Below are 20,160 nucleotides of genomic sequence, written 5' to 3'. Positions count from 1 at the left end.
ACGGTTCTTCGGATGGGCAGGCAACAGGGTTTGGAGCGTCGAGGTCAGCATCCGGAGGGATGCGGGGCGCTCTATCGGGAGTGAGCGATGAATGTAGCCAATCCTGTCCCGCTTGAGGAGCAGGGCGGCCAGCTGAATGCGGCTGGCAAACCTATTCTTGAAATGCGCGGCATCAGCAAATCCTTCGGGGTCGTGAAGGCGTTGAGCGACGTCAATTTCACGGTCATGCCGGGGGAAATTCACGCATTTGTCGGCGAAAACGGCGCTGGAAAATCCACACTCATGAAGGTGCTGTCGGGCGTTTATCCGCATGGCAGCTATGAAGGCTCGATTTTCTTCGACGGGGAAGAACGACAGTTTCGCGACATCAACGATTCCGAAGCGCTCGGCATTGTTATCATCCATCAGGAACTGGCGCTGATCCCACTGATGTCGATTGCGGAAAATATTTTTCTGGTCAATCCACCGGCCAGCCATGGCGTCATCGACCGCAGTGCGGTGCATATGCGCACGCGGGAACTTTTGAAAAAGGTTGGCTTGTCGGAATCGCCCGACACGCTGATCACCGATATCGGCGTCGGCAAGCAGCAGCTGGTGGAAATCGCCAAGGCGCTGTCGAAGCGCGTACGCTTGCTGATCCTCGACGAGCCGACGGCCAGCCTGAACGAGACCGACAGTGCAGCGCTTCTGACGCTCCTGAAAGAGTTTCGCGCGCAAGGCATCACGTCGATCCTGATTTCGCACAAGCTCAATGAAATTCGCGAAGTCGCCGACAAGATCACCGTGCTGCGCGACGGCAAAGCCGTGGCGACGCTCGATTGTCATGCAGGCGAGGTCGAGGAAGACGACATCATCCGCAAGATGGTCGATCGTGATCTGGAAAGTCGCTATCCGAAGCGCGAGCCGAAGATCGGCGATGTGATTTTGGAGGTCGACAACTGGTCGGTCTATCATCCGCTGCATCCGGAGCGCCATTCGGTCAAGAACGTGTCGTTCAAGGTCAAGGCGGGCGAAATCGTCGGTATTGCAGGCCTGATGGGCGCGGGCCGCACCGAATTCGCCATGAGCCTGTTCGGGCGCTCCTGGGGCACGAATATCACCGGCGAGGCCCGCATCAACGGCAAGGCTGCGGATATTTCCACGGTGGCGCGGGCGATCAAGTCCGGGCTTGCCTATGTGACCGAGGATCGCAAGAAGCTCGGCCTCGTGCTCGGCGAAAACATTTCGCGCAACATCTCGCTGGCCAATCTGCGCGGCGTCAGCCCGAAGGGCGTCATCGACGATATTCGCGAAATGAAGGTTGCCGGTGATTATCGCAATCAGATGAGCATCCGCAGCCACAACGTCTTTCAGCAGACCGGCACGCTTTCGGGCGGCAATCAACAGAAGGTCGTGCTGTCGAAATGGCTGTTCACCGGGCCGGATGTGCTGATCCTCGATGAACCGACGCGCGGCATCGATGTCGGCGCGAAATACGACATTTACACCATCATCAATTCACTGGCGGAGAGCGGCAAGGGCGTGGTCGTCATTTCTTCGGAAATGCCGGAACTGATCGGCATTTGCGACCGCATCGTCGTCATGCATGAAGGCGCTTTCGTCGGCGAAGTCGCCGGCGAGGAAGCCACGCAGGAAAACATCATGCGCGCCATCATGCGGAATAAGGGAAAACAGCAATGAGCGAGACTATCATCGGAAGCAACCAGACCAGCAGCGTGGGGCGTTATCTCAAGAACAATCTGCGCGAATCCGGGATGCTGCTCTCGCTCGTCGCGATCATGATCTTCTTCCAGATCGTCACCGGCGGCGTGCTGATGAAGCCGCTGAACCTGACCAATCTGGTGTTGCAGAACAGCTATATCGTCATCATGGCGCTCGGCATGCTGCTCATCATCGTGACCGGCCATATCGACCTGTCGGTCGGCTCGGTATGCGGTTTCATCGGCGCGCTGGCGGCGGTGATGATGGTGAAATGGGGCGTGCCTTTCCCGATTGCCGCCATTCTCTGCCTGCTGGTCGGCGGGCTTATTGGCGCGCTGCAGGGTTTCTGGGTCGCCTATTTCAACATACCGTCCTTCATCGTCACACTGGCGGGCATGCTGGTGTTCAAGGGCCTGATGCTGGCCGTGCTCGGCGGCCAGTCGGTCGGTCCGTTCCCGGTCGTGTTCCAGAAACTTTCCTCGGGCTTCATTCCTGAAATCATCGGCACCACCGCGGGCGGCGTCTATCTCACCTCGCTGATCATCGGCGTGCTTCTGGCCGGTTTCATGATCTGGCAGAATGCCAAATCCCGTGCCCGCCACATCGCCCATGAGGTGGAAACGGAGCCGTTCAGCCTGTTCGTCATCAAGAACATTCTGTTCTTTGCGGCGATTGCCTATCTGTCGCTCTTGATTTCGATGCATCGCGGCTTGCCGAACGTGCTGATCATCATGGCGGTGCTGATTGCAGCCTATGCGTTCCTCACCAACCGCACGGTGATCGGTCGCCAAATCTATGCGGTCGGCGGCAACCGCCATGCGGCCAAGCTCTCCGGTGTGAAGACCGAACGGCTGACCTTCCTGGCTTTCGTCAATATGGGCGTGCTGGCGGCGCTGGCCGGTCTGGTCTTCGCAGCGCGTCTCAATACAGCAACGCCGAAGGCGGGCATCGGTTTCGAGCTGGACGTGATCGCGGCCTGCTTCATCGGCGGCGCATCGGCCTATGGCGGCGTCGGTCGCGTGACGGGTGCGGTGATCGGCGCGCTCATCATGGGCGTGATGAACAACGGCATGTCGATCCTCGGCATCGGCATCGACTATCAGCAGGTCATCAAGGGGATCGTGCTGCTGGGTGCCGTCTGCATCGACGTCTATAACCAGAAGCGTTGATCTGAATACGCTGCTTCGCCTTCGGGGGCGGGTGAAGCATCAGACCGCGCCGGAAGCAATTCCGGCGCGGTTCTGTTTTAAGCGCTACGTTTGCCCCTCATCCTGAGGAGCGAGGAAAAATGGTTACGTCATGCCTCAGATTGCCGTGCGGCGGGCGTGGTCAAGATAGATCTCGCGCAGGCGCTGGGCGACCGGGCCGGGCTTGCCGGTGCCGATAGTCTTCTCGTCGATCACGGTGATCGGCGTGACGAAAGTACCTGCGCTGGTGAGAAAAGCTTCCTTGGCCGCATAGGCTTCATCGATGGTGAAGAGGCGCTCTTCCAGCTTCATGCCGGTCTCGGCGATCAGTTGCAGCAGCGACAGGCGCGTGCAGCCGGGCAGGATGGCATTGCTGTTGGGGCGTGTGACGACGACATCATCCTCGGTCACGATATAGGCGGTGGACGATGCGCCTTCGGTGACATAGCCGTCCTCGATCATCCAGGCTTCATCGCAACCGGCATTCTTGGCAATTTCCTTGGCCAGCGCTTGCGGCAGCAGGCACACCGTCTTGATGTCGCGGCGCTTCCAGCGCAGGTCGCCCAGCGAGAGTACGCGCGCGCCGGTTTTCAGCGCAGGCTTGTCGAGCAGATTGGCTTCCTGCGTGAACAGAACCACGGACGGTTTGATGCCTTTGGCGGCCACGAAATCGCGGTCGCGACCATCGCCACGGGTGATCTGGAGATAGACCATGCCTTCAGTCAGATTGTTGCGGCGCACCAGTTCGCGCTCGATGGCGACGATTTCGTCTTCGCTCAACGGCATCGGAATGCCGATTTCGCCGGTGGAGCGGCGCAGGCGCGTCATATGCGGGCCGCTGTCAATCAGCTTGCCCTCCAGCACGGCGGTCACTTCATAAATGCCGTCGCCGAAGAGAAAACCCCGGTCGAAGATGGAAATGCGGGCATCGCGCGCGGCAACATAGTCACCGTTGACGTAGACAATACGGTTCTCGAGGTCTTCTGCTGAAACGGCCATTTGGGTTTGTCCTGAAAAGAAAGGGCCGCGACGAATGTCGCAGCCCTTTCATAGAGCATTTCCAGCAAAAGTGCGAAGCGGTTTCGCGTAGGATAATGCGCGAAAACAAATGGATAGAGCAGTTCCGACGTTTCCGTTAAATAGAAACGGCTCTATCCACCCGATTTTCTCGAGAAACCGTTATTTTCAGGCAGCCTGTCTGGCTGCTTCAATGGCTTCGCTGCGGATTTCTTCCGTCAGTTTCAGGCGCAGTTCGGAAAATTCCGGGCTTGCCTTGATGTGGTAGGAACGCGGATGCGCGATATCGACCGGCGTGATCGATTTGATCTTGCCCGGCCGCGCCGTCATCGTGACCACGCGCGTGGCCATGAAGATCGCCTCTTCAATATCGTGGGTGACGAAGAGCACTGTCTTCTGCTCGCGTTCCCAGATGCCGAGCAGCAATTCCTGCATCAGACCGCGCGTCTGGTTGTCGAGGGCGCCAAACGGCTCGTCGAGCAACAGGATTTTCGGATCATTGGCCAGCGCGCGGGCAATGGCTGTGCGCTGCTGCATGCCGCCCGAAAGCTGTTTCGGCCAGTGATTTTCAAAGCCGCGCAGCCCCACCTTGTCGATATAGCTATCGACGATTTCGCGGGCCTCTTTCTCAGGCGTACCCTTTTCGCGCAGGCCGAAGCCGACATTCTGGCGGATGGTGAGCCATGGAAACAGCGTATAGGACTGGAACACCATGCCGCGATCAGCACCCGGTCCGGTCACTGGCTTGCCTTCCAGCGTCACCGTGCCCGTCGTCGGCTTGTCGAGACCGGCGATGATGCGCAGAAGCGTGGACTTGCCGCAACCCGAAGGGCCGAGAATGGTGACGAAGTCGTTCTTCGGAATGATGAGATCGGTTGCCTGTAGCGCCAGCGTCGGCTTACCGCCGTGCACGCCGGGGAAGGTGCGGCTGACGCCCTTAACAACCAGTTCCTGATCGGTCTTGGCAGCCATTACGCGAACCTCCATGCAAAGAGCCAGCGGTTGAAATATTTGAAGGCGAGGTCGGAAATCAGGCCGATCACGCCGATGACGATGATGCCGAAAATGATCTGGCCGGTGGCCATCAGCGCCTGACTGTTGATGATCATATAACCGATGCCCGACGATGCGCCGATGAGTTCGGCGACGATCACATAGGTCCACGCCCAGCCCAGCACGAGGCGCAGCGTTTCGGCAATGTCTGGAGCGCTGGCAGGCATAAGCACACGGCGGATGATGCCGCTGTTCGATGCGCCAAGCGTATAGGCGGCCTCGACCAGATCGCGGCGGGTATTGGCGACGGTGACCGCGATCATGAGGATGATCTGGAACACCGCGCCGATGAAGATGACAAGCAGCTTTTGCGTTTCGCCGATGCCGGACCACAGGATCAAGAGCGGCACGAAAGCTGAAGCCGGCAGATAGCGCGCAAAGGAGACGAAAGGCTCCAGCAGCGCTTCGATGGGCTTATAGGCACCCATGGCGACACCGAGCGGGATGGCCACGATGCTTGCAAGCACGAAGCCGCCCAGCACGCGCCAGACCGTCATGCCGATATCGGACAGGAAGCCCTGATTGGCAATGAGGTCATAGCCGTCTTTCATCATGGTGATGGGATCGGCGAGGAAGGTGGAGGAGACGAAGCCGCCAAGCGTGGCGATGCCCCAGAACACAAAAAATAGAATGAAAAACAGGATACCCAGTAAGATCCGGGTCGTGTTGCCTATCGGCTGCAAAGGCTGCATGACATTGTCCGTTCAGTCGCGCGCCCGTCTTCACAGGAAGACGGAAGGGGAGAGGTCGGTCCGGGCGTCGCCGCCCGGAACTGTTGCAGAAACCGATCTTACTTGATGAAGCTCGTATCCACGATGTCATCGAGGTTCGGCTTCGACTTGATCACGCCAGCCTGCAACAGCAGATCAGCCGCTTCGGCGGAGAATGCCTTGAAATCGCCTTCGAAGAACTTGTGATTGGCGGCCTTGTCCTGCCAGCGCAGATATTCGGCAGAAGCACCGAATTCCTTGCCCGACTGCTTCACGTCCTTGCCCATGATTTCATAGGCCTTGTCCTTGTCGGCAGCGATCAGCTCCAGCGCTTCGAAATAGCTGTCGGCAAGCGCCTTGGCAGCTTCCGGGTTCTTTTCGAGGAAGGCAGGCGTGCAGCCAACCGTATCCGTTACAGCCGGATAGTCGAGCGTGGTGGCGAGAATCTTGCCCTTGTCGGGCGCAGCGCGCACGGTCGAGAGATAAGGTTCATAGGTCATGGCCGCGTCGTTCTGGCCAGCCACGAATGCCTGTGCTGCCGGTCCCGGCTCCATGTTGACGACCTTCACATCCTTGGTGGTCATGCCGTTTTTGGCGAGCATGAAGGCCAGCAGGAAGTAAGGCGAGGTGCCCGGTGCGGAAGCGGCAATGGTCTTGCCCTTCAGATCGGCGAAGGAATTGACGTCGGCGCGCACGGCAATGCCGTCGGCACCGTAGGACTTGTCCATCTGAAAAATCTGCTTGGACTTCACGCCAGCCGCGTTCCAGACAATCCAGGTTTCAACGGTGGTGGCGGCGCACTGAATGTCACCCGATGCCAGCGCCAGATGGCGGCTTGCCTGCGGAATCTTGTTCAGCGTGACGTCCAGTCCGTGCTTCTTGAAAATGCCCGCTTCCTTGGCGAGCGTCAGCGGGCCAAAACCCGTCCAGCCCGAAAAGCCGATGGAAACGGCAGTCTCGGCCTGAGCGGCGGAAGCAAAAGCGAATGCTGCCAGTGCAACACCTGCAAACCACGATTTCTTCATGAATAGTACCCCTTTTATGTGTTTATAAGCCTATACATATCGATCCGAGCAAATTAGCAGGACCGTCCTTCCTGTCCAGAGATGCCGACAAAGATTTCTTTGCGGCGTTTCTGTTGGAAATTATTTAAACCCCTGATCCGATTGCAATAATCGTAATCAGGAACAGGTCTCCCTTCCCCTTTATTTCGATAGCGCTCTCCGCAAGACCGTCTAGGACCACCGCATCATGGGAACCCGGATGCGTGAGCCTGGTATCGGTCTGGAGTGCAAATTCTCCTTCTGCACAGAAAATAAGCAGCGTTTCGCCCGTGGCCCCGGTTTCCAATGTCGCCGCGACTTCGTTGCCGGTGATGCGGCGGACGTGATGTGTATAGCGGCCACGCCGGGTCATGACATTGAGGTCGGTGATGACCGAGCCGATCAGCTGCGCCGACGACTGGCTGTCGGCAGCAAAGGCAAAGGGTTCGCTTTCGCGGGTGAGGGTGCTTTTGTGGCCTTCGACATCAAGCACAATGCCGTCGCCCTCGAGCACCGACAAGCTGCGGTCGATGCCGGGAAAGAGGGAAAACGGACCGTCATTTGCGACGCTCGCCATGGAGACGCGCCAGTCGAAATCATCGACGGACGCCCCTTGCGGGTGGATCGCGATCTCGACCGTCACGCCGCCGCCATTTTTCCACGGCATGCGGCGATGATTTTCAGCTTTTAGAAGAGCGACGGCCATTCGACCTCAGTTCCCCAGAATGCCGGGCAGGCGCAGGCCCTGCTTTTTCGCCCAGTCGAGCGCTTCTTCATAGCCCGCATCGGCATGGCGCATGACGCCGGTGGCCGGATCGTTCCACAAGACGCGCTCCAGACGGCGGTCCGCATCTTCCGTGCCGTCGCAGCAAATGACCATGCCCGCATGCTGGCTGAAGCCCATGCCGACGCCGCCGCCGTGATGCAGGGACACCCAGGTCGCGCCCGAAGCAGTGTTGAGGAGGGCGTTGAGCAGCGGCCAGTCGGATACGGCGTCCGAACCGTCCTTCATGGCTTCCGTTTCGCGGTTTGGCGAGGCGACGGAGCCGCTGTCGAGATGGTCGCGACCGATGACGATCGGCGCTTTCAGCTCGCCATTGCGGACCATGTCGTTAAAGGCGAGGCCGAGACGATGGCGGTCACCAAGGCCAACCCAGCAAATGCGCGCGGGCAATCCCTGAAAGGCGATGCGGTCACGCGCCATGTCCAGCCATTTGTGCAGGTGCTTGTTGTCGGGCAGCAGTTCCTTCACCTTGGCGTCGGTCTTGTAGATATCTTCCGGGTCACCGGAAAGGGCAGCCCAACGGAATGGGCCAACGCCACGGCAAAACAGCGGGCGGATATAGGCCGGCACGAAGCCGGGGAAGGCAAAGGCATTTTCAAGGCCTTCTTCCAGTGCCATCTGACGAATATTGTTGCCATAGTCGAGGGTCGGAATGCCCATGTTCCAGAAGTCGACCATCGCCTGCACATGGAGTTTCATCGAAGCGCGCGCGGCCTTTTCGACGGCTTTCGGGTCGCTTTCCTGTTTCGCGCGCCATTCGGCGACGGTCCAGCCGAGCGGCAGATAGCCATGCACCGGGTCATGCGCGGAAGTCTGGTCGGTGACGATATCCGGCTTCACGCCACGCTTGACGAGTTCCGGGAATATTTCCGCCGCATTGCCGATCAGCGCGATGGACTTTGCCTCGCCTGCCTTGGTCCAGGCTTCGATCTTGGCCAGCGCTTCATCGAGGCTGTCGGTCTTTTCATCGACATAACGGGTGCGGAGGCGGAAATCGGCGCGGGTTTCGTCACATTCCACGGCGAGGCAGCAGGCGCCAGCCATGACCGCCGCTAAGGGCTGCGCGCCGCCCATGCCGCCAAGGCCGCCGGTCAGAATCCACTTGCCGGTGAGGTTGCCGCCAAAATGCTGGCGACCGGCTTCGACAAAGGTTTCGTACGTGCCCTGAACGATGCCCTGCGCGCCGATATAGATCCAAGAACCGGCGGTCATCTGGCCATACATGGCGAGACCCTTCTTATCCAGTTCGTTGAAATGATCCCAGGTCGCCCAATGCGGCACGAGGTTGGAATTGGCGATCAGAACACGCGGCGCATCCTTGTGGGTGCGGAAAACACCGACCGGCTTGCCGGACTGCACCAGCAGGGTTTCATCTTCATTGAGCGTCTTGAGGGTCGCGACGATGCGATCGAAATCGTCCCATGTGCGGGCCGCGCGGCCAATGCCGCCATAAACCACCAGCTCATGCGGACGCTCGGCCACATCGGGGTCGAGATTGTTCATCAGCATGCGCAGCGGCGCTTCGGTCAGCCAGCTCTTGGCGTTGAGTTCGTCTCCGCGCGGCGCTCGGACTTCGCGCTCGTTATGGCGTGGGTTCGACATGGTGTTCTCCTCAGGATTTCAGGTCGTGCGCGAGCTTTTCCAGCCGCTGCAAAAGGGTTTTGAGATGGACGCGCAGCCTGTCCGCCTTGGCCTCGTTATAGGCGAAGGGAACGGCTTCGGTCGCAAGATGGGTCGATTGGGCAAGCTCCATCTGGATGGCGTGGACGCCGGTTTCGGGCTTGCCGTAATGGCGTGTCGTCCAGCCGCCCTTGAAGCGGCCATTGAGGATCGACGTGTAACCTTCCGCCTCGCCGGTCACTTCGACAGCCGCCGCCTCGATCTTGGGATCGCAGGTCTTGCCCATATCCGTACCGATGTTGAAATCGGGCAATTTGCCTTCAAACAGGAAGGGAATATGCGACCGGATCGAATGGCAATCATAGAGGATGGCGACGCCGTGGATTGCCTTCACACGGCTGATCTCGGCGGCCAGCGCCGCGTGATAGGGGGCGTGAAAGCGGGCGACGCGGTCGGCAATGTCGGCTTCGGTCGGCGCTTCTCCATCCTTCCAGATCGACAGCCCGTCAAAGTCGGTTTCCGGGATCAGCGTGGTGGTGTTCTGCCCCGGATAGAGGCTCACACCTTCCGGGTCGCGATTGGCGTCGATGCAATAGCGGTGGAAGGTGGCGCGCACCATGGTCGCGCCGTCGATGAGACCGTCATAAAGCCTGTGAATATGCCAGTCGGTGTCGGCAAGAATTTTGCCATTGTCGTTGAGCCGCGCAAAAATATCTTGCGGCACATCGGTTCCGGTGTGTGGAAGGCCAAGAATGACGGGCGAAGTGCCCTGACGAACTTCGAACGGGCTCATGATCACGCCTCCAGCGCTGGCAGGATGCGGTCCGAAACCGCCCCGGCAAGCGCACCGTCAGCCACCAGCTCGGCGGCATTCTTCAGGTCGTCGGCCATATAGCGGTCGTCATCCAGTGTCGGCACGCGCCCGCGCAACACGGCGATGACCTTGGCCAGTTCCGGGCTGGTGGTCAGCGGCTCGCGCAGCTCGACGCCGAGTGCGCCGGTCAGCGCCTCGATGCCGATAATGGCATTGAGATTGGCCGTCATTGGCAACAGGCGGCGCGCACCGTGGCAGGCCATGGACACATGGTCTTCCTGATTGGCCGAGGTCGGTGTGGAATCAACCGAAGCCGGATGCGCCATCTGCTTGTTTTCGCTCATCAGCGCGGCGGAGGTGACTTCCGCGATCATCAGGCCGGAATTGAGGCCCGGCTTGCGGGCGAGGAAGGCCGGAAGGCCAAACGACAAGGCAGGATCGACCAGTAGCGCGATACGGCGCTGGGCGATAGCGCCGATTTCGCAGACGGCAAGCGCAATCTGGTCGGCGGCGAAGGCAACCGGTTCGGCGTGGAAATTGCCGCCCGATACGGCGCGTCCGTCCGAGAGAACGAGCGGATTGTCGGTAACCGCATTGGCTTCGATTTCCAGCGTGCGGGCTGCCTGCCGCAGAATGTCGAGGCAGGCACCATCGACCTGCGGCTGGCAGCGGATGCAATAGGGGTCCTGCACGCGCTGGTCGCCTTCGAGATGGCTCTGGCGAATGACCGAGCCCTCGAGCAGGCTGCGCAATGCCCGGCCCGCATCGATCTGTCCCTTATGACCGCGCAGCGTATGGATTTCCTCATGGAACGGCGCATCCGATCCCATAGCCGCATCGGTGGACAATGCGCCGGTGATCAGTGCCGTCTGCGCGGCACGATGGGCGCGGAAAAGCCCGGCCAGCGCAAGGGCAGTCGAAGTCTGCGTGCCGTTGATCAGCGCCAGACCTTCCTTGGCGGCAAGCACGACAGGCTTCAGACCGGCCTTTTCCAGTGCTTTTGCGCCGGAGAGGCGCTCGCCCTGATAGAAGGCTTCACCTTCGCCAATCATGGCGGCAGTCATATGCGCCAGCGGTGCAAGGTCGCCTGACGCGCCGACGGAACCCTTTTCGGGGATCATCGGGATCACGCCTTTTGCCAGCATGTCTTCGAGAAGCGTGATGACTTCAAGCCGCACGCCGGATGCGCCACGACCGAGCGAAATCAGCTTCAGCGCCATGATGAGGCGCACGATATTTTCCGGCAAAGCGTCGCCAACGCCGCAGCAATGCGACAGGATCAGGTTGCGCTGGAGTGTCGCCACATCGCCCGCCGCAATGCGGATCGAGGCGAGTTTTCCAAAGCCGGTATTGATGCCGTAAACCGGCTCGTCACCGGCTGCGATTTCGGCAATGCGCGCAGCCGCCTTTTCGACGCCCGCATGAAAGGCAGGGTCGATGCGCACGGGAACCGCATCGCGATAGATGGTTTCCAGCGTTTCAAGCGGGACAGAACCGGGCTTGAGGATGATGGTCATGACAGGCTCCGTTGCGGATAGTTAGATATGGCCCTTGAAAACCCGCTTCCACAGCGGGTTGAAGCCGATGCGATAAACGAGTTCGGCGGGCCGCTCGACGCTCCAAATGGCGAGATCGGCGTCCTTGCCGGTTTCGAGCGTTCCGGTCTGGCCGAGAATGCCCAACGCCCGCGCAGCCTCGCGGGTGACGCCCGCGAGGCATTCATCCACCGTCATGCGAAACAGCGTTGCGCCCATATTCATGGTGAGCAGCAGCGAGGTCAGCGGCGATGTGCCGGGATTGTTGTCGGTGGCAAGCGCCATCCTTGTGCCCGCTGCGCGGAAGGCTTCGACTGGCGGCTTCTGGGTTTCGCGGATGAAGTAGTAAGCGCCGGGAAGCAGCACGGCGACTGTTCCGGCCTTGGCCATGGCGGCGGCACCATCCGCATCGGTATATTCGAGATGATCGGCGGAAAGCGCACCATAGGACGCGGCGAGCGCCGCACCATGCAGATTGGAAAGCTGGTCGGCGTGAAGCTTGACCGGAATGCCATGCGCCTTGGCCGCATCAAACACACGGGCGATTTCATCCGGCAGGAAGGCGATGCCTTCGCAGAAACCATCCACCGCATCGGCCAGATGTTCAGCTGCGATGGCGGGCAGCATATCGTTGATGACGCGGTCGATATAAGCGGCCTTGTCGCCGTTCATTTCCGGCGGCAAGGCATGGGCGCCAAGGAACGTGGTGCGGATTGCAACGTCGCGTTCTGCACCCAGCCGACGGGCGGCTTTCAGCGACTTGATTTCGCTTTCGCGGTCGAGACCGTAACCGGACTTGACTTCAACCGTGGTGACGCCTTCGGCAATCAGCGCATCGAGACGGGGCAGGGTTTCACGCACCAGATCGTCTTCGCTGGCTGCGCGCAGGTTCTTGACCGAAGAAACAATGCCGCCCCCGGCACGGGCAACTTCTTCATAGGAAGCGCCCTGCAAGCGCAGTTCGAATTCATGCGCGCGATTTCCGGCATGGACGAGGTGCGTGTGACAATCGACGAGGCCCGGCGTGATCAGCCGGTTTTCGCAATCGATTCTCTCATAAGACGCATAGTCTTCGGGCAGAGCGGACTGCGGGCCGACATAGGCGATCTTGCCGTCCTTTACGGCAAGCGCTGCATTCTCGATGAGGCCAAGGCCGTCCGCGTCTTCCTTCAGCGTCGCAATCCGCGCATTGATAAAAACGATGCCTGAATTCTTGAGCATGAGCGTTTTCTCGCTTCCCCTGTTTTTTGATAATGTATATACATATCAGAGGCGCAGCCAAGAGAAAAAATGCGCGGGAACATTCGAGGAGTTAATTTTCATGTCAGCAGCCAAGTCTGAACAGCGTTTCATCCATGCCGGTCAGGCGCTTCTCGATAATGGCTGGGCTGAGAATGTTCGCATTGGCATTGCCGGTGGAAAGATCACCTCGTTGGAGGCGGATAAAGCGGCGGGAGCTGGGGACGAGCGCCACGCGGCGATCATCGCAGGCGTGCCGAACCTGCACAGCCACGCTTTCCAGTACGGGATGGCGGGGCTTGCCGAAAGGCGCGGGCCGTCTGCCGATTCGTTCTGGAGCTGGCGCGAGATCATGTACAAATTCGCGCTCGCCATGTCGCCCGAACAGGCCGAAGCTGTGGCTCTGCGACTTTACGTCGACATGCTGGAAGCCGGATTTACCCGCGTTGGCGAGTTTCATTATCTGCATCACGACCGCGACGGAACGCCTTACGCCAATCTCTCCGAGATGGCCGACCGCATTGTGGCTGCTGCCAGCGCGGCGGGCATCGGCCTGACGCTGCTTCCGGTTTTCTATGCGCATTCGGGTTTCGGCGGCAGCGCGCCCAATGAAGGCCAGCGCCGTTTCATCAATGATCCGGACCACTTTGCGCGACTGATCGAAGGCTGCAGCCGAGCGCTGGCCAATTTCGACGGCGCAGTTTTGGGCGTTGCGCCGCACAGTCTGCGCGCCGTAACGCCGGATGAACTGGACGTCGTGACGAAGCTTTTGCCCGATGCGCCGGTGCATATCCATGTGGCCGAACAGGTGAAGGAAGTGGAGGATTGCATTGCCTGGGCGGGCAAGCGTCCTGTCGATTGGCTTGTCGATAATCAGGAGTTGTCCTCGCGCTGGTGCCTCATCCATGCGACCCATATGACCGACGATGAAACCCGGCGCATGGCCGCAGCCGGTGCTATTGCCGGTCTTTGCCCGGTGACGGAAGCCAATCTCGGCGACGGAACCTTCAATGCGACGGTTTTTGCGGAAGCAGGCGGCAAGTTTGGCGTCGGTTCGGATTCCAATGTGCTGATCGGTATTGGCGACGAGTTGCGGCAGCTTGAATATTCGCAGCGCCTCCAACATCGCGCCCGCAATGTGCTGGCCGAAAGCGAAGCCTCCACGGGGCGCGCCTTGTTCGAAGGCGCGGTGCGCGGCGGCAACATCGCGATGGGTCGCGCCGATGACGGGTTGAAGCTTGGCGCGTCGGCGGATTTTGTCGCGCTGGATATGGCGCGGCTGCCCCATGCCAAGGGCGATGCCGTGCTGGATGGCTGGATTTTTGCCGGTCGAGCCCAGGTCAGTGACGTGTGGGTACGCGGCGTGAAACAGGTGGAGGGCGGTCGTCACCGCTTGCGGGATCAGGCCGAGCGTGCTTTTCAGAAAACGATTGGCGAATTGCTCGGCTGAAGAAATTCCTGCAAAAGTGGGAAACAAAGGGGGAATAGCATGGCGGATGACGGTTCAGCGGCAAAAGACGGCCCGGTGCTTTCACTGCATCAGCGTATTTTGGACGATATTGAATCGCGCATCCTGTCTGGAGAGTGGGCGCCGGGGCACCGTATTCCGTTCGAACATGAACTGACCGAGCAATATGGCTGCTCGCGCATGACGGTCAACAAGGCGCTGACTCAGCTTGCCAAGGCCGGTCTGATCGAGCGCAAGCGCAAATCGGGCAGCTTCGTTTCGTTTCCGAGTTCGCAGGCCGCCATTCTAGAAATCCATGATATTCGCGATGAGGTTGCAGCACTTGGCGCGCCCTATCGCTTCGAACTGCTCAAGCGCTGGGACCGTCTGAGCGGGCCAGCCGACGCGCAGAAGATCGATATTCCGCGCCACACGCAGATCATCGATCTGGTCTGCCGTCATCATGCCGGGCAGCGGGTGTTTGCGCTGGAAGAACGCATCATCAATCTGGCCGCCGTGCCGGATGCGGCGGGGGCGGATTTTTCCGAACACTCGCCCGGTCCATGGCTCGTGGCCTGCGTGCCGTGGAGTAGCGCCCAGCACTCCATTCGCGCCATTGCCGCTTCTCCGGAAAATGCCGCATTGCTCGATATTGCGCCGGGCTCGCCCTGTCTGGTGATTGAACGCCAGACCTGGAATGCCGATCTGCCGGTGACGCATGTGCGCTTCACCTATCCCGGCGACAGCCACGCGCTGGTGGCCAGATTCACGCCGTCGCAGGGGTAATTCCAAAAAGAAAAAAGCCGCCGCAGTGGGAGCGGCGGCCAAGAGGCGGCGTGATCGGGGTGGCGATCACACCGCGCGTTTCACTATGCCTTAAGCGGCGCGCTTCAGGGCGTCGCGGATGACCGAAACGATCGTGTCGATCTGTTCCTTTTCCACGATCAGCGGCGGCGACAATGCAATCACATCGCCGGTGACGCGGATCAGCAGACCCTTCTTGAAGCAATCCACGAAGACGTCATAGGCGCGCGCGCCCGGTACGTCCTTGCGCGACGACAATTCGATGGCGCCGACCAGACCGAGGTTACGGATGTCGGTGACATTCGGCGCATCCTTCAGCGAGTGCAGCGCTTCCTGCCAATGATCGGCAAGCTGCGCACCACGGGTCAGCAGGCCTTCCTCGGCATAGATTTCCAGCGTTGCGAGACCAGCAGCGGAAGCGACCGGATGGCCGGAATAGGTGTAGCCATGGAATAGTTCGATGGCGTTTTCCGGGCCGGTCATCAGGCCGTCGTGAACCTTGCGGCTTGCGAAGACGGCACCCATCGGGATGGCACCGTTGGTGAGGCCCTTGGCGGTGGTGACGAGATCGGGAATGACGCCGAAATAATCGACCGCGAACGGAGTGCCGAGACGACCGAAACCGGTGATGACTTCATCGAAGATCAGCAGGATGCCGTGCTTGTCGGCGGTGGCGCGGATGCGTTCCAGGTAGCCCTTCGGCGGCAATATGACGCCAGCGGAACCGGACATGGGTTCGACGATAACGGCGGCAATCTTTTCAGCGCCGTGTAGTTGGACCAGACGTTCCAGATCGTCGGCCAGTTCGATGCCATGCGCCGGCAAGCCCTTCGAGAAGGCATTGCGCTCGATATCCAGCGTGTGGCGCATATGGTCGGCGGGAATCTGCGGGAAGACGCGGCGGTTGTTGACCAGCCCACCCACCGAAATGCCGCCGAAACCAACGCCGTGATAGCCTTTTTCGCGACCCAGAACCATGGTGCGGGTGCCCTGACCGATGGCGCGCTGATAGGCGATGGCGATCTTCAGTGCGGTATCGACCGATTCCGAACCGGAATTGGTGAAGAATACGCGATCAAGCTGCGCAGCCGGACCACCCGGCGCAATCGCGGCGAGTTTTTCGGCAAAGTCGAAAGCAACATTGTGGCCCATCTGGAAGGTCGGCGCGAAGTCCATCGTGGAAATCTGGCGCTCAACGGCTTCAGTGATCCGCTTGCGGCCATGACCGGCATTGCAGCACCAAAGACCTGCCGTACCGTCGAGAACCTGATTGCCGTCGGTGTCGGTGTAATACATACCCGAAGCGCTGGCGAGCAGGCGCGGCGCGGCCTTGAACTGCCGATTTGCGGTGAACGGCATCCAGAAGTTTTCAAGGCTGGGCGCGTTGGTTTTGGTGAGCATGGGAACCTCCTATTTTCAGGCAGGAGGACACGCTTTCTTGAAGGCAACAAGCCCTTTTCTTCAAGGATTTAAGCTGTTGATTTTATGAGGATGGTTTCAGAAAATTATGCTATATCGAACATGATAAACACAAAGGGGAATGCCCGATGAGCATCGATATCGGCGGAAGGTTACGCTATGTGCGCATGCGGCAGAATCTGTCGCAACGCGAGCTTGCAAAAAGGGCTGGTGTGACCAACTCGACCATATCGCTGATCGAGGCCAACCAGTCCAATCCGTCGGTCGGCGCTCTCAAGCGTATTCTCGATGGTATTCCCATCGGCATGGCCGAGTTTTTCGCGCTGGAGCCGGATACGCCGCACAAGGTATTCTATCAGGCGGAAGAGCTGGTGGAAATCGGCAAAGGTCCCATTTCCTACCGGCAGGTGGGCGACCATCTGTTTGCGCGCTCGTTGCAGATATTGAAGGAGCGGTATGAACCAGGCTCCGATACGGGCAAGGTGCTGCTGATGCATGAGGGCGAGGAGGGCGGCATCGTCATATCGGGCCGCATCGAAGTGACGGTGGGCAGCGACCGGCGCATATTGGGACCGGGCGACGCCTATTATTTTTCCTCAAAACTGCCGCATCGCTTTCGCTGTATCGGACCGACAGCCTGCGAGGTGGTCAGCGCCTGCACGCCGCCGAGTTTCTGACAGCGCGCAGGCGGGTCTTTTAGTTGTAGCGCGAGATGCCGAGATCGTCGGCGCGGATGTCGGGCTTATTGCCGCTGACCAGATCGGCCAGAAGCTTGCCCGAGCCGCAGGACATGGTCCAGCCCAGCGTACCGTGACCGGCATTGATGAACACATTGTCGTAGCGGGTTCCGCCGATGATTGGCGTGGAATCCGGTGTCATCGGGCGCAGGCCCGACCAGAAGGTCGCGGCCTTGAGGTCGCCCCCGGGGAACAGATCGCTGACCGACAGGTCGAGCGTGGCGCGGCGCGCTGCCGGAAGGTCTTTGGTGAAGCCGGACACTTCGGCCATGCCGCCGACACGGATACGGTCGCCGAGGCGCGTGATGGCGATCTTGTAGCTTTCGTCCAGAACCGTCGAGACCGGTGCGCGGCTTTCGTCGATGATCGGTGCGGTGATCGAATAGCCCTTTACCGGATAGATCGGCGCGTTGAGACCCAGCGACTTGACGAGCGCGGGCGTATAGCTGCCGAGCGCGACCACATAGCGGTCGGCTGTCAGAATACCGTCTGACGTTTCCACGCCGGAAACGCGCCCGCCGGATAGAACCAGCGACTTGATATTCACGCCGAAGCGGAATTTTACGCCCATACCTTCGGCAATCTTGGCCAGCGCATTGGTGAATTTGAAGCAGTCGCCGGTTTCATCATGCGGCAGGCGCAGGCCGCCGACGAACTTGTCCTTCACGCGGGCTAGCGCCGGTTCGATTTTCGCGCAGTCGTCGCGGTCGAGAACTTCGAACGGCACGCCGTCCTGACGCAGCACCTCGATATCCTTGCCGATGCCGTCGAGCTGGTATTGCTCGCGGAAAAGCTGCAACGTGCCCTGCATACGCTGGTCATATTCGATGCCGGTATCCTTGCGCAGCTCCACAAGTACATCGCGGCTATATTCTGCCACGCGCACCATGCGGGTCTTGTTGACCTTGTAACGGCTGTCCGTGCAGTTGGCGAGCATCTGCATCAGCCACACATACTGCTTGGGATCGGAAGTCGGGCGAATGACGAGCGGCGCATGTTTCTGGAACAGCCACTTTGCTGCCTTCATCGGAATGCCGGGCGCGCCCCATGGCGAGGCATAACCGGGCGAAACCTGACCGGCATTGGCGAAGCTGGTTTCCAACGCCGGACCTTCCTCGCGGTCGATGACCGTCACTTCATGGCCGAACTTGGCCAGATAGTAAGCCGTTGTGACGCCAATAACGCCGCTGCCGAGTACGGTAATCTGCATGTTCGCCTCTTATTGTTATGTGTTTTGGCTCGACAGCGCACTATCCACGTAGATACGAGCATAGCGATGACCGAGCGCAGTCAGAATTTCATAAGGGATCGTGTCGCATTGGCTGGCCACGTCTTCCAGCCGCTGGTGCGGGCCGATCAGTTCCACGAGGCTACCGAGCTTGAGCGTGCCTTCCGCCAGCGCGCTGACATCGAGCGTGATGGAATCCATCGAAACGCGCCCGACGATGGGCAGCCGGGTGTCGCCGTAAAAGGCCGAACCCTTGTTGCTGAGCGCGCGGAACCAGCCATCGGCATAGCCCACCGCAATGGTGGCGATCCGCATGGGCGCTTGTGCGATATAGGTGCCGCCATAACCGATGGCCGCGCCCTTATCCACGTCGCGCACCTGAATGACGCGGGCCGACAGTGTCAGCACCGGCACGATAGCGCTTTTGGGGCCGACGCCATAAAGCGCGACACCGGGGCGGGCGAGGTCGAAATAATAGGCTTTGTCGAGAAAGCTGCCGCCCGAATTGGCGAAGGCCACCGGCAGCTTCGGCAGCCGAGCCAGAGCGGCGCGCATGGTCGCAAGCTGGCTTGCATTGGCCGGATTTTCCGGTTCGTCGCCGCTCGCCAGATGGCTGATGATGAAGCGTACGTCAATGCCGTCGAGAAGCGAAAGATTGTCCGCCAGCCGGTCTAGCTCTTTGGCCGAAAGGCCGAGGCGCGACATGCCGGTATCGACCTGCAAAAGTGCTGGCAGTTTCTTGCCTATGCTGGCCGCGAGTCTGGCCCAGTTTTCCACCTGTTCCAGCGAGTTGAGCACCGGCACGATGCCTTCGCGGGCGCAGGCAGCTTCCGTTCCGGGCTGCAAGCCGTTCAGGACATAAAGTGTGGCGTCGGGGTTCAGGGCAGGCCGCAGCGCGATGGCTTCGCCCAAATGCGCCACAAAGAAGTCGCGGCAACCCGCTTCATAAAAGGCAGGCGCAACGCGATGCGCGCCAAGGCCATAGGCATCGGCTTTGACGACCGCCGCCGCACGGGTCGGCGCGATATGGCGGGCGACGGCAGTATAATTGTGCCGCAAGGCCGCAAGGTCGATGGTCAACACGCCGCCAGCGGCGAGATCGCTTTGCTCTTTCGAAAAATGCATCGACATTTCAACCATATCCATTGCGCAACGGTCATTGCCCTTATCCTCCGAACGCGTTGCCGCATCCCGACAGGGTATCGAAATATATTAATCGAAGACTATTCGAATGTTTTTGCTATCTGTCGCAGATTATGCGAATTTTGGCACATCTTGCGCACGTTTTAGCTTTTCATTCGAAGAATCTGCATGGCCACACTCGACAGTATAGACCGGAACATCATTCGCTGCCTGCGCCGCGACGGGCGCATGACCAACAGCCAGCTTGCCGCCGAGGTGGGGCTGTCCCAGTCCGCCTGTCTGCGGCGGGTGCAGATTTTGGAAGAGGGCGGTGTCATCCGTGGCTATACGGCCATTGTGGGTTCATCGGGTGGTGACGAACGGCTGGTCGCAATCGTGCGCATCACGCTCGACCGGCAGACGGAAGAATATCTCAACCGCTTTGAAGAGGCGGTGCGCCGTCACCCGGAAGTGCAGGAATGCTATCTGATGACGGGGGATGCAGATTATATTCTGCGCGTTGAAGCCGAGAATGCGGCGGCTTACGAGATCATTCACAAGGAAATCCTGTCGCGCTTGCCGGGCGTGGCGCGCATCCATTCCAGCTTCGCCATTCGCACGGTGCTGCTTTCGAAAGCGCCGTCATCGCGGGCGTAAAATGCAAAAGCCCGGCATCGCCGGGCGTTTTCAACGCATGTGC

Annotated in this window: 18 protein-coding genes; 6 read left to right on the top strand and 12 right to left on the bottom strand. The window is 59.9% G+C overall.

Going from position 1 to position 20,160, the window contains the following annotated elements:
- Positions 1 to 87: 87 nt before the first annotated feature.
- Together mmsA and mmsB are read left to right on the top strand one after the other, a co-directional pair.
- The gene (mmsA, locus tag FIC94_RS06495) at positions 88 to 1,680 is read left to right on the top strand and encodes a multiple monosaccharide ABC transporter ATP-binding protein (RefSeq protein WP_140024332.1); all 1,593 of its coding nucleotides are present in this window, start codon (positions 88 to 90) and stop codon (positions 1,678 to 1,680) included.
- Positions 1,677 to 2,870 carry a multiple monosaccharide ABC transporter permease gene (gene mmsB / locus FIC94_RS06490; protein WP_109369586.1) on the top strand — a complete coding sequence of 398 codons (1,194 nt, stop codon included), beginning with the start codon at positions 1,677 to 1,679 and terminating at the stop codon, positions 2,868 to 2,870. Before mmsA ends, mmsB begins: the two co-directional genes overlap by 4 nt.
- Positions 2,871 to 3,005: 135 nt before the next feature.
- Here mmsB and FIC94_RS06485 read toward each other — a convergent pair whose 3' ends face one another.
- The 9 genes from FIC94_RS06485 to hutI all read right to left on the bottom strand — a co-directional run bounded on the left by FIC94_RS06485 (position 3,006) and on the right by hutI (position 12,685).
- Positions 3,006 to 3,887 (bottom strand): D-amino-acid transaminase, encoded by an 882-nt coding sequence (locus FIC94_RS06485; RefSeq protein WP_140024331.1) that lies wholly within the window; start codon positions 3,885 to 3,887, stop codon positions 3,006 to 3,008.
- A gap of 186 nt (positions 3,888 to 4,073) precedes the next feature.
- Entirely contained in the window at positions 4,074 to 4,877 is an 804-nt protein-coding gene (locus FIC94_RS06480) for an ABC transporter ATP-binding protein (protein WP_140024330.1), read from the bottom strand.
- On the bottom strand, positions 4,877 to 5,650 hold the full coding sequence (locus tag FIC94_RS06475; protein WP_109369583.1) for an ABC transporter permease: 774 nt from the start codon (positions 5,648 to 5,650) through the stop codon (positions 4,877 to 4,879). Before FIC94_RS06475 ends, FIC94_RS06480 begins: the two co-directional genes overlap by 1 nt.
- Positions 5,651 to 5,748: 98 nt before the next feature.
- Positions 5,749 to 6,693, bottom strand: coding sequence for an ABC transporter substrate-binding protein (locus FIC94_RS06470; RefSeq protein WP_109369582.1), 945 nt, complete (start codon positions 6,691 to 6,693; stop codon positions 5,749 to 5,751).
- 124 nt (positions 6,694 to 6,817) lie between these two features.
- Positions 6,818 to 7,417 (bottom strand): HutD/Ves family protein, encoded by a 600-nt coding sequence (locus FIC94_RS06465; protein ID WP_140024329.1) that lies wholly within the window; start codon positions 7,415 to 7,417, stop codon positions 6,818 to 6,820.
- A gap of 6 nt (positions 7,418 to 7,423) precedes the next feature.
- Entirely contained in the window at positions 7,424 to 9,097 is a 1,674-nt protein-coding gene (gene hutU, locus FIC94_RS06460; protein WP_140024328.1) for a urocanate hydratase, read from the bottom strand.
- Between the two features lie 10 nt (positions 9,098 to 9,107).
- Positions 9,108 to 9,908 carry an N-formylglutamate deformylase gene (hutG, locus tag FIC94_RS06455; RefSeq protein WP_140024327.1) on the bottom strand — a complete coding sequence of 267 codons (801 nt, stop codon included), beginning with the start codon at positions 9,906 to 9,908 and terminating at the stop codon, positions 9,108 to 9,110.
- Positions 9,909 to 9,910: 2 nt separating this feature from the next.
- Positions 9,911 to 11,446 (bottom strand): histidine ammonia-lyase, encoded by a 1,536-nt coding sequence (gene hutH / locus FIC94_RS06450; RefSeq protein ID WP_140024326.1) that lies wholly within the window; start codon positions 11,444 to 11,446, stop codon positions 9,911 to 9,913.
- 21 nt (positions 11,447 to 11,467) lie between these two features.
- Positions 11,468 to 12,685, bottom strand: coding sequence for an imidazolonepropionase (gene hutI / locus FIC94_RS06445; RefSeq protein ID WP_140024325.1), 1,218 nt, complete (start codon positions 12,683 to 12,685; stop codon positions 11,468 to 11,470).
- A gap of 100 nt (positions 12,686 to 12,785) precedes the next feature.
- On the opposite strand from hutI, the gene FIC94_RS06440 reads away from it, so the two are divergent.
- On the top strand, positions 12,786 to 14,153 hold the full coding sequence (locus FIC94_RS06440) for a formimidoylglutamate deiminase (RefSeq protein WP_140024324.1): 1,368 nt from the start codon (positions 12,786 to 12,788) through the stop codon (positions 14,151 to 14,153).
- Between the two features lie 39 nt (positions 14,154 to 14,192).
- On the top strand, positions 14,193 to 14,936 hold the full coding sequence (gene hutC / locus FIC94_RS06435; protein ID WP_121536602.1) for a histidine utilization transcriptional repressor HutC: 744 nt from the start codon (positions 14,193 to 14,195) through the stop codon (positions 14,934 to 14,936).
- 90 nt (positions 14,937 to 15,026) lie between these two features.
- Here the strand turns inward: hutC and aptA are convergent, their stop codons facing one another.
- Complete coding sequence (gene aptA / locus FIC94_RS06430) at positions 15,027 to 16,355, bottom strand: omega-aminotransferase AptA (protein WP_140024323.1); 1,329 nt, start codon at positions 16,353 to 16,355, stop codon at positions 15,027 to 15,029.
- 146 nt (positions 16,356 to 16,501) lie between these two features.
- Here aptA and FIC94_RS06425 point away from each other — a divergent pair, with 146 nt between their 5' ends.
- The gene (locus FIC94_RS06425) at positions 16,502 to 17,050 is read left to right on the top strand and encodes a cupin domain-containing protein (protein ID WP_078338831.1); all 549 of its coding nucleotides are present in this window, start codon (positions 16,502 to 16,504) and stop codon (positions 17,048 to 17,050) included.
- 19 nt (positions 17,051 to 17,069) lie between these two features.
- Here the strand turns inward: FIC94_RS06425 and FIC94_RS06420 are convergent, their stop codons facing one another.
- Positions 17,070 to 18,320, bottom strand: coding sequence for a D-amino acid dehydrogenase (locus FIC94_RS06420; protein ID WP_140024322.1), 1,251 nt, complete (start codon positions 18,318 to 18,320; stop codon positions 17,070 to 17,072).
- A gap of 15 nt (positions 18,321 to 18,335) precedes the next feature.
- On the bottom strand, positions 18,336 to 19,478 hold the full coding sequence (gene alr, locus FIC94_RS06415) for an alanine racemase (RefSeq protein ID WP_140024364.1): 1,143 nt from the start codon (positions 19,476 to 19,478) through the stop codon (positions 18,336 to 18,338).
- A gap of 171 nt (positions 19,479 to 19,649) precedes the next feature.
- On the opposite strand from alr, the gene FIC94_RS06410 reads away from it, so the two are divergent.
- Positions 19,650 to 20,117, top strand: a complete 468-nt coding sequence (locus tag FIC94_RS06410; RefSeq protein ID WP_078338830.1) for an Lrp/AsnC family transcriptional regulator — start codon at positions 19,650 to 19,652, stop codon at positions 20,115 to 20,117.
- Positions 20,118 to 20,160 lie beyond the last annotated feature (43 nt).

Origin of the sequence: Ochrobactrum teleogrylli (genome assembly GCF_006376685.1) — a bacterium.
Taxonomy (GTDB): Bacteria; Pseudomonadota; Alphaproteobacteria; order Rhizobiales; family Rhizobiaceae; genus Brucella; species Brucella teleogrylli.
This window is presented reverse-complemented; position numbering and strand designations above follow the sequence as displayed.

Excerpts from the sequence above, each read along its gene's own strand:
- FIC94_RS06475 (WP_109369583.1), bottom strand. The coding sequence starts at position 5,650 with ATGCAGCCTTTGCAGCCGATAGGCAACACGACCCGGATCTTACTGGGT.
- FIC94_RS06420 (WP_140024322.1), bottom strand. The coding sequence starts at position 18,320 with ATGCAGATTACCGTACTCGGCAGCGGCGTTATTGGCGTCACAACGGCT.
- hutH (WP_140024326.1), bottom strand. The coding sequence starts at position 11,446 with ATGACCATCATCCTCAAGCCCGGTTCTGTCCCGCTTGAAACGCTGGAA.
- FIC94_RS06465 (WP_140024329.1), bottom strand. The coding sequence starts at position 7,417 with ATGGCCGTCGCTCTTCTAAAAGCTGAAAATCATCGCCGCATGCCGTGG.
- aptA (WP_140024323.1), bottom strand. The coding sequence starts at position 16,355 with ATGCTCACCAAAACCAACGCGCCCAGCCTTGAAAACTTCTGGATGCCG.
- FIC94_RS06470 (WP_109369582.1), bottom strand. The coding sequence starts at position 6,693 with ATGAAGAAATCGTGGTTTGCAGGTGTTGCACTGGCAGCATTCGCTTTT.
- hutI (WP_140024325.1), bottom strand. The coding sequence starts at position 12,685 with ATGCTCAAGAATTCAGGCATCGTTTTTATCAATGCGCGGATTGCGACG.
- FIC94_RS06440 (WP_140024324.1), top strand. The coding sequence starts at position 12,786 with ATGTCAGCAGCCAAGTCTGAACAGCGTTTCATCCATGCCGGTCAGGCG.
- mmsB (WP_109369586.1), top strand. The coding sequence starts at position 1,677 with ATGAGCGAGACTATCATCGGAAGCAACCAGACCAGCAGCGTGGGGCGT.
- hutC (WP_121536602.1), top strand. The coding sequence starts at position 14,193 with ATGGCGGATGACGGTTCAGCGGCAAAAGACGGCCCGGTGCTTTCACTG.
- alr (WP_140024364.1), bottom strand. The coding sequence starts at position 19,478 with ATGGTTGAAATGTCGATGCATTTTTCGAAAGAGCAAAGCGATCTCGCC.
- FIC94_RS06485 (WP_140024331.1), bottom strand. The coding sequence starts at position 3,887 with ATGGCCGTTTCAGCAGAAGACCTCGAGAACCGTATTGTCTACGTCAAC.
- FIC94_RS06410 (WP_078338830.1), top strand. The coding sequence starts at position 19,650 with ATGGCCACACTCGACAGTATAGACCGGAACATCATTCGCTGCCTGCGC.
- hutU (WP_140024328.1), bottom strand. The coding sequence starts at position 9,097 with ATGTCGAACCCACGCCATAACGAGCGCGAAGTCCGAGCGCCGCGCGGA.
- mmsA (WP_140024332.1), top strand. The coding sequence starts at position 88 with ATGAATGTAGCCAATCCTGTCCCGCTTGAGGAGCAGGGCGGCCAGCTG.
- FIC94_RS06425 (WP_078338831.1), top strand. The coding sequence starts at position 16,502 with ATGAGCATCGATATCGGCGGAAGGTTACGCTATGTGCGCATGCGGCAG.
- hutG (WP_140024327.1), bottom strand. The coding sequence starts at position 9,908 with ATGAGCCCGTTCGAAGTTCGTCAGGGCACTTCGCCCGTCATTCTTGGC.
- FIC94_RS06480 (WP_140024330.1), bottom strand. The coding sequence starts at position 4,877 with ATGGCTGCCAAGACCGATCAGGAACTGGTTGTTAAGGGCGTCAGCCGC.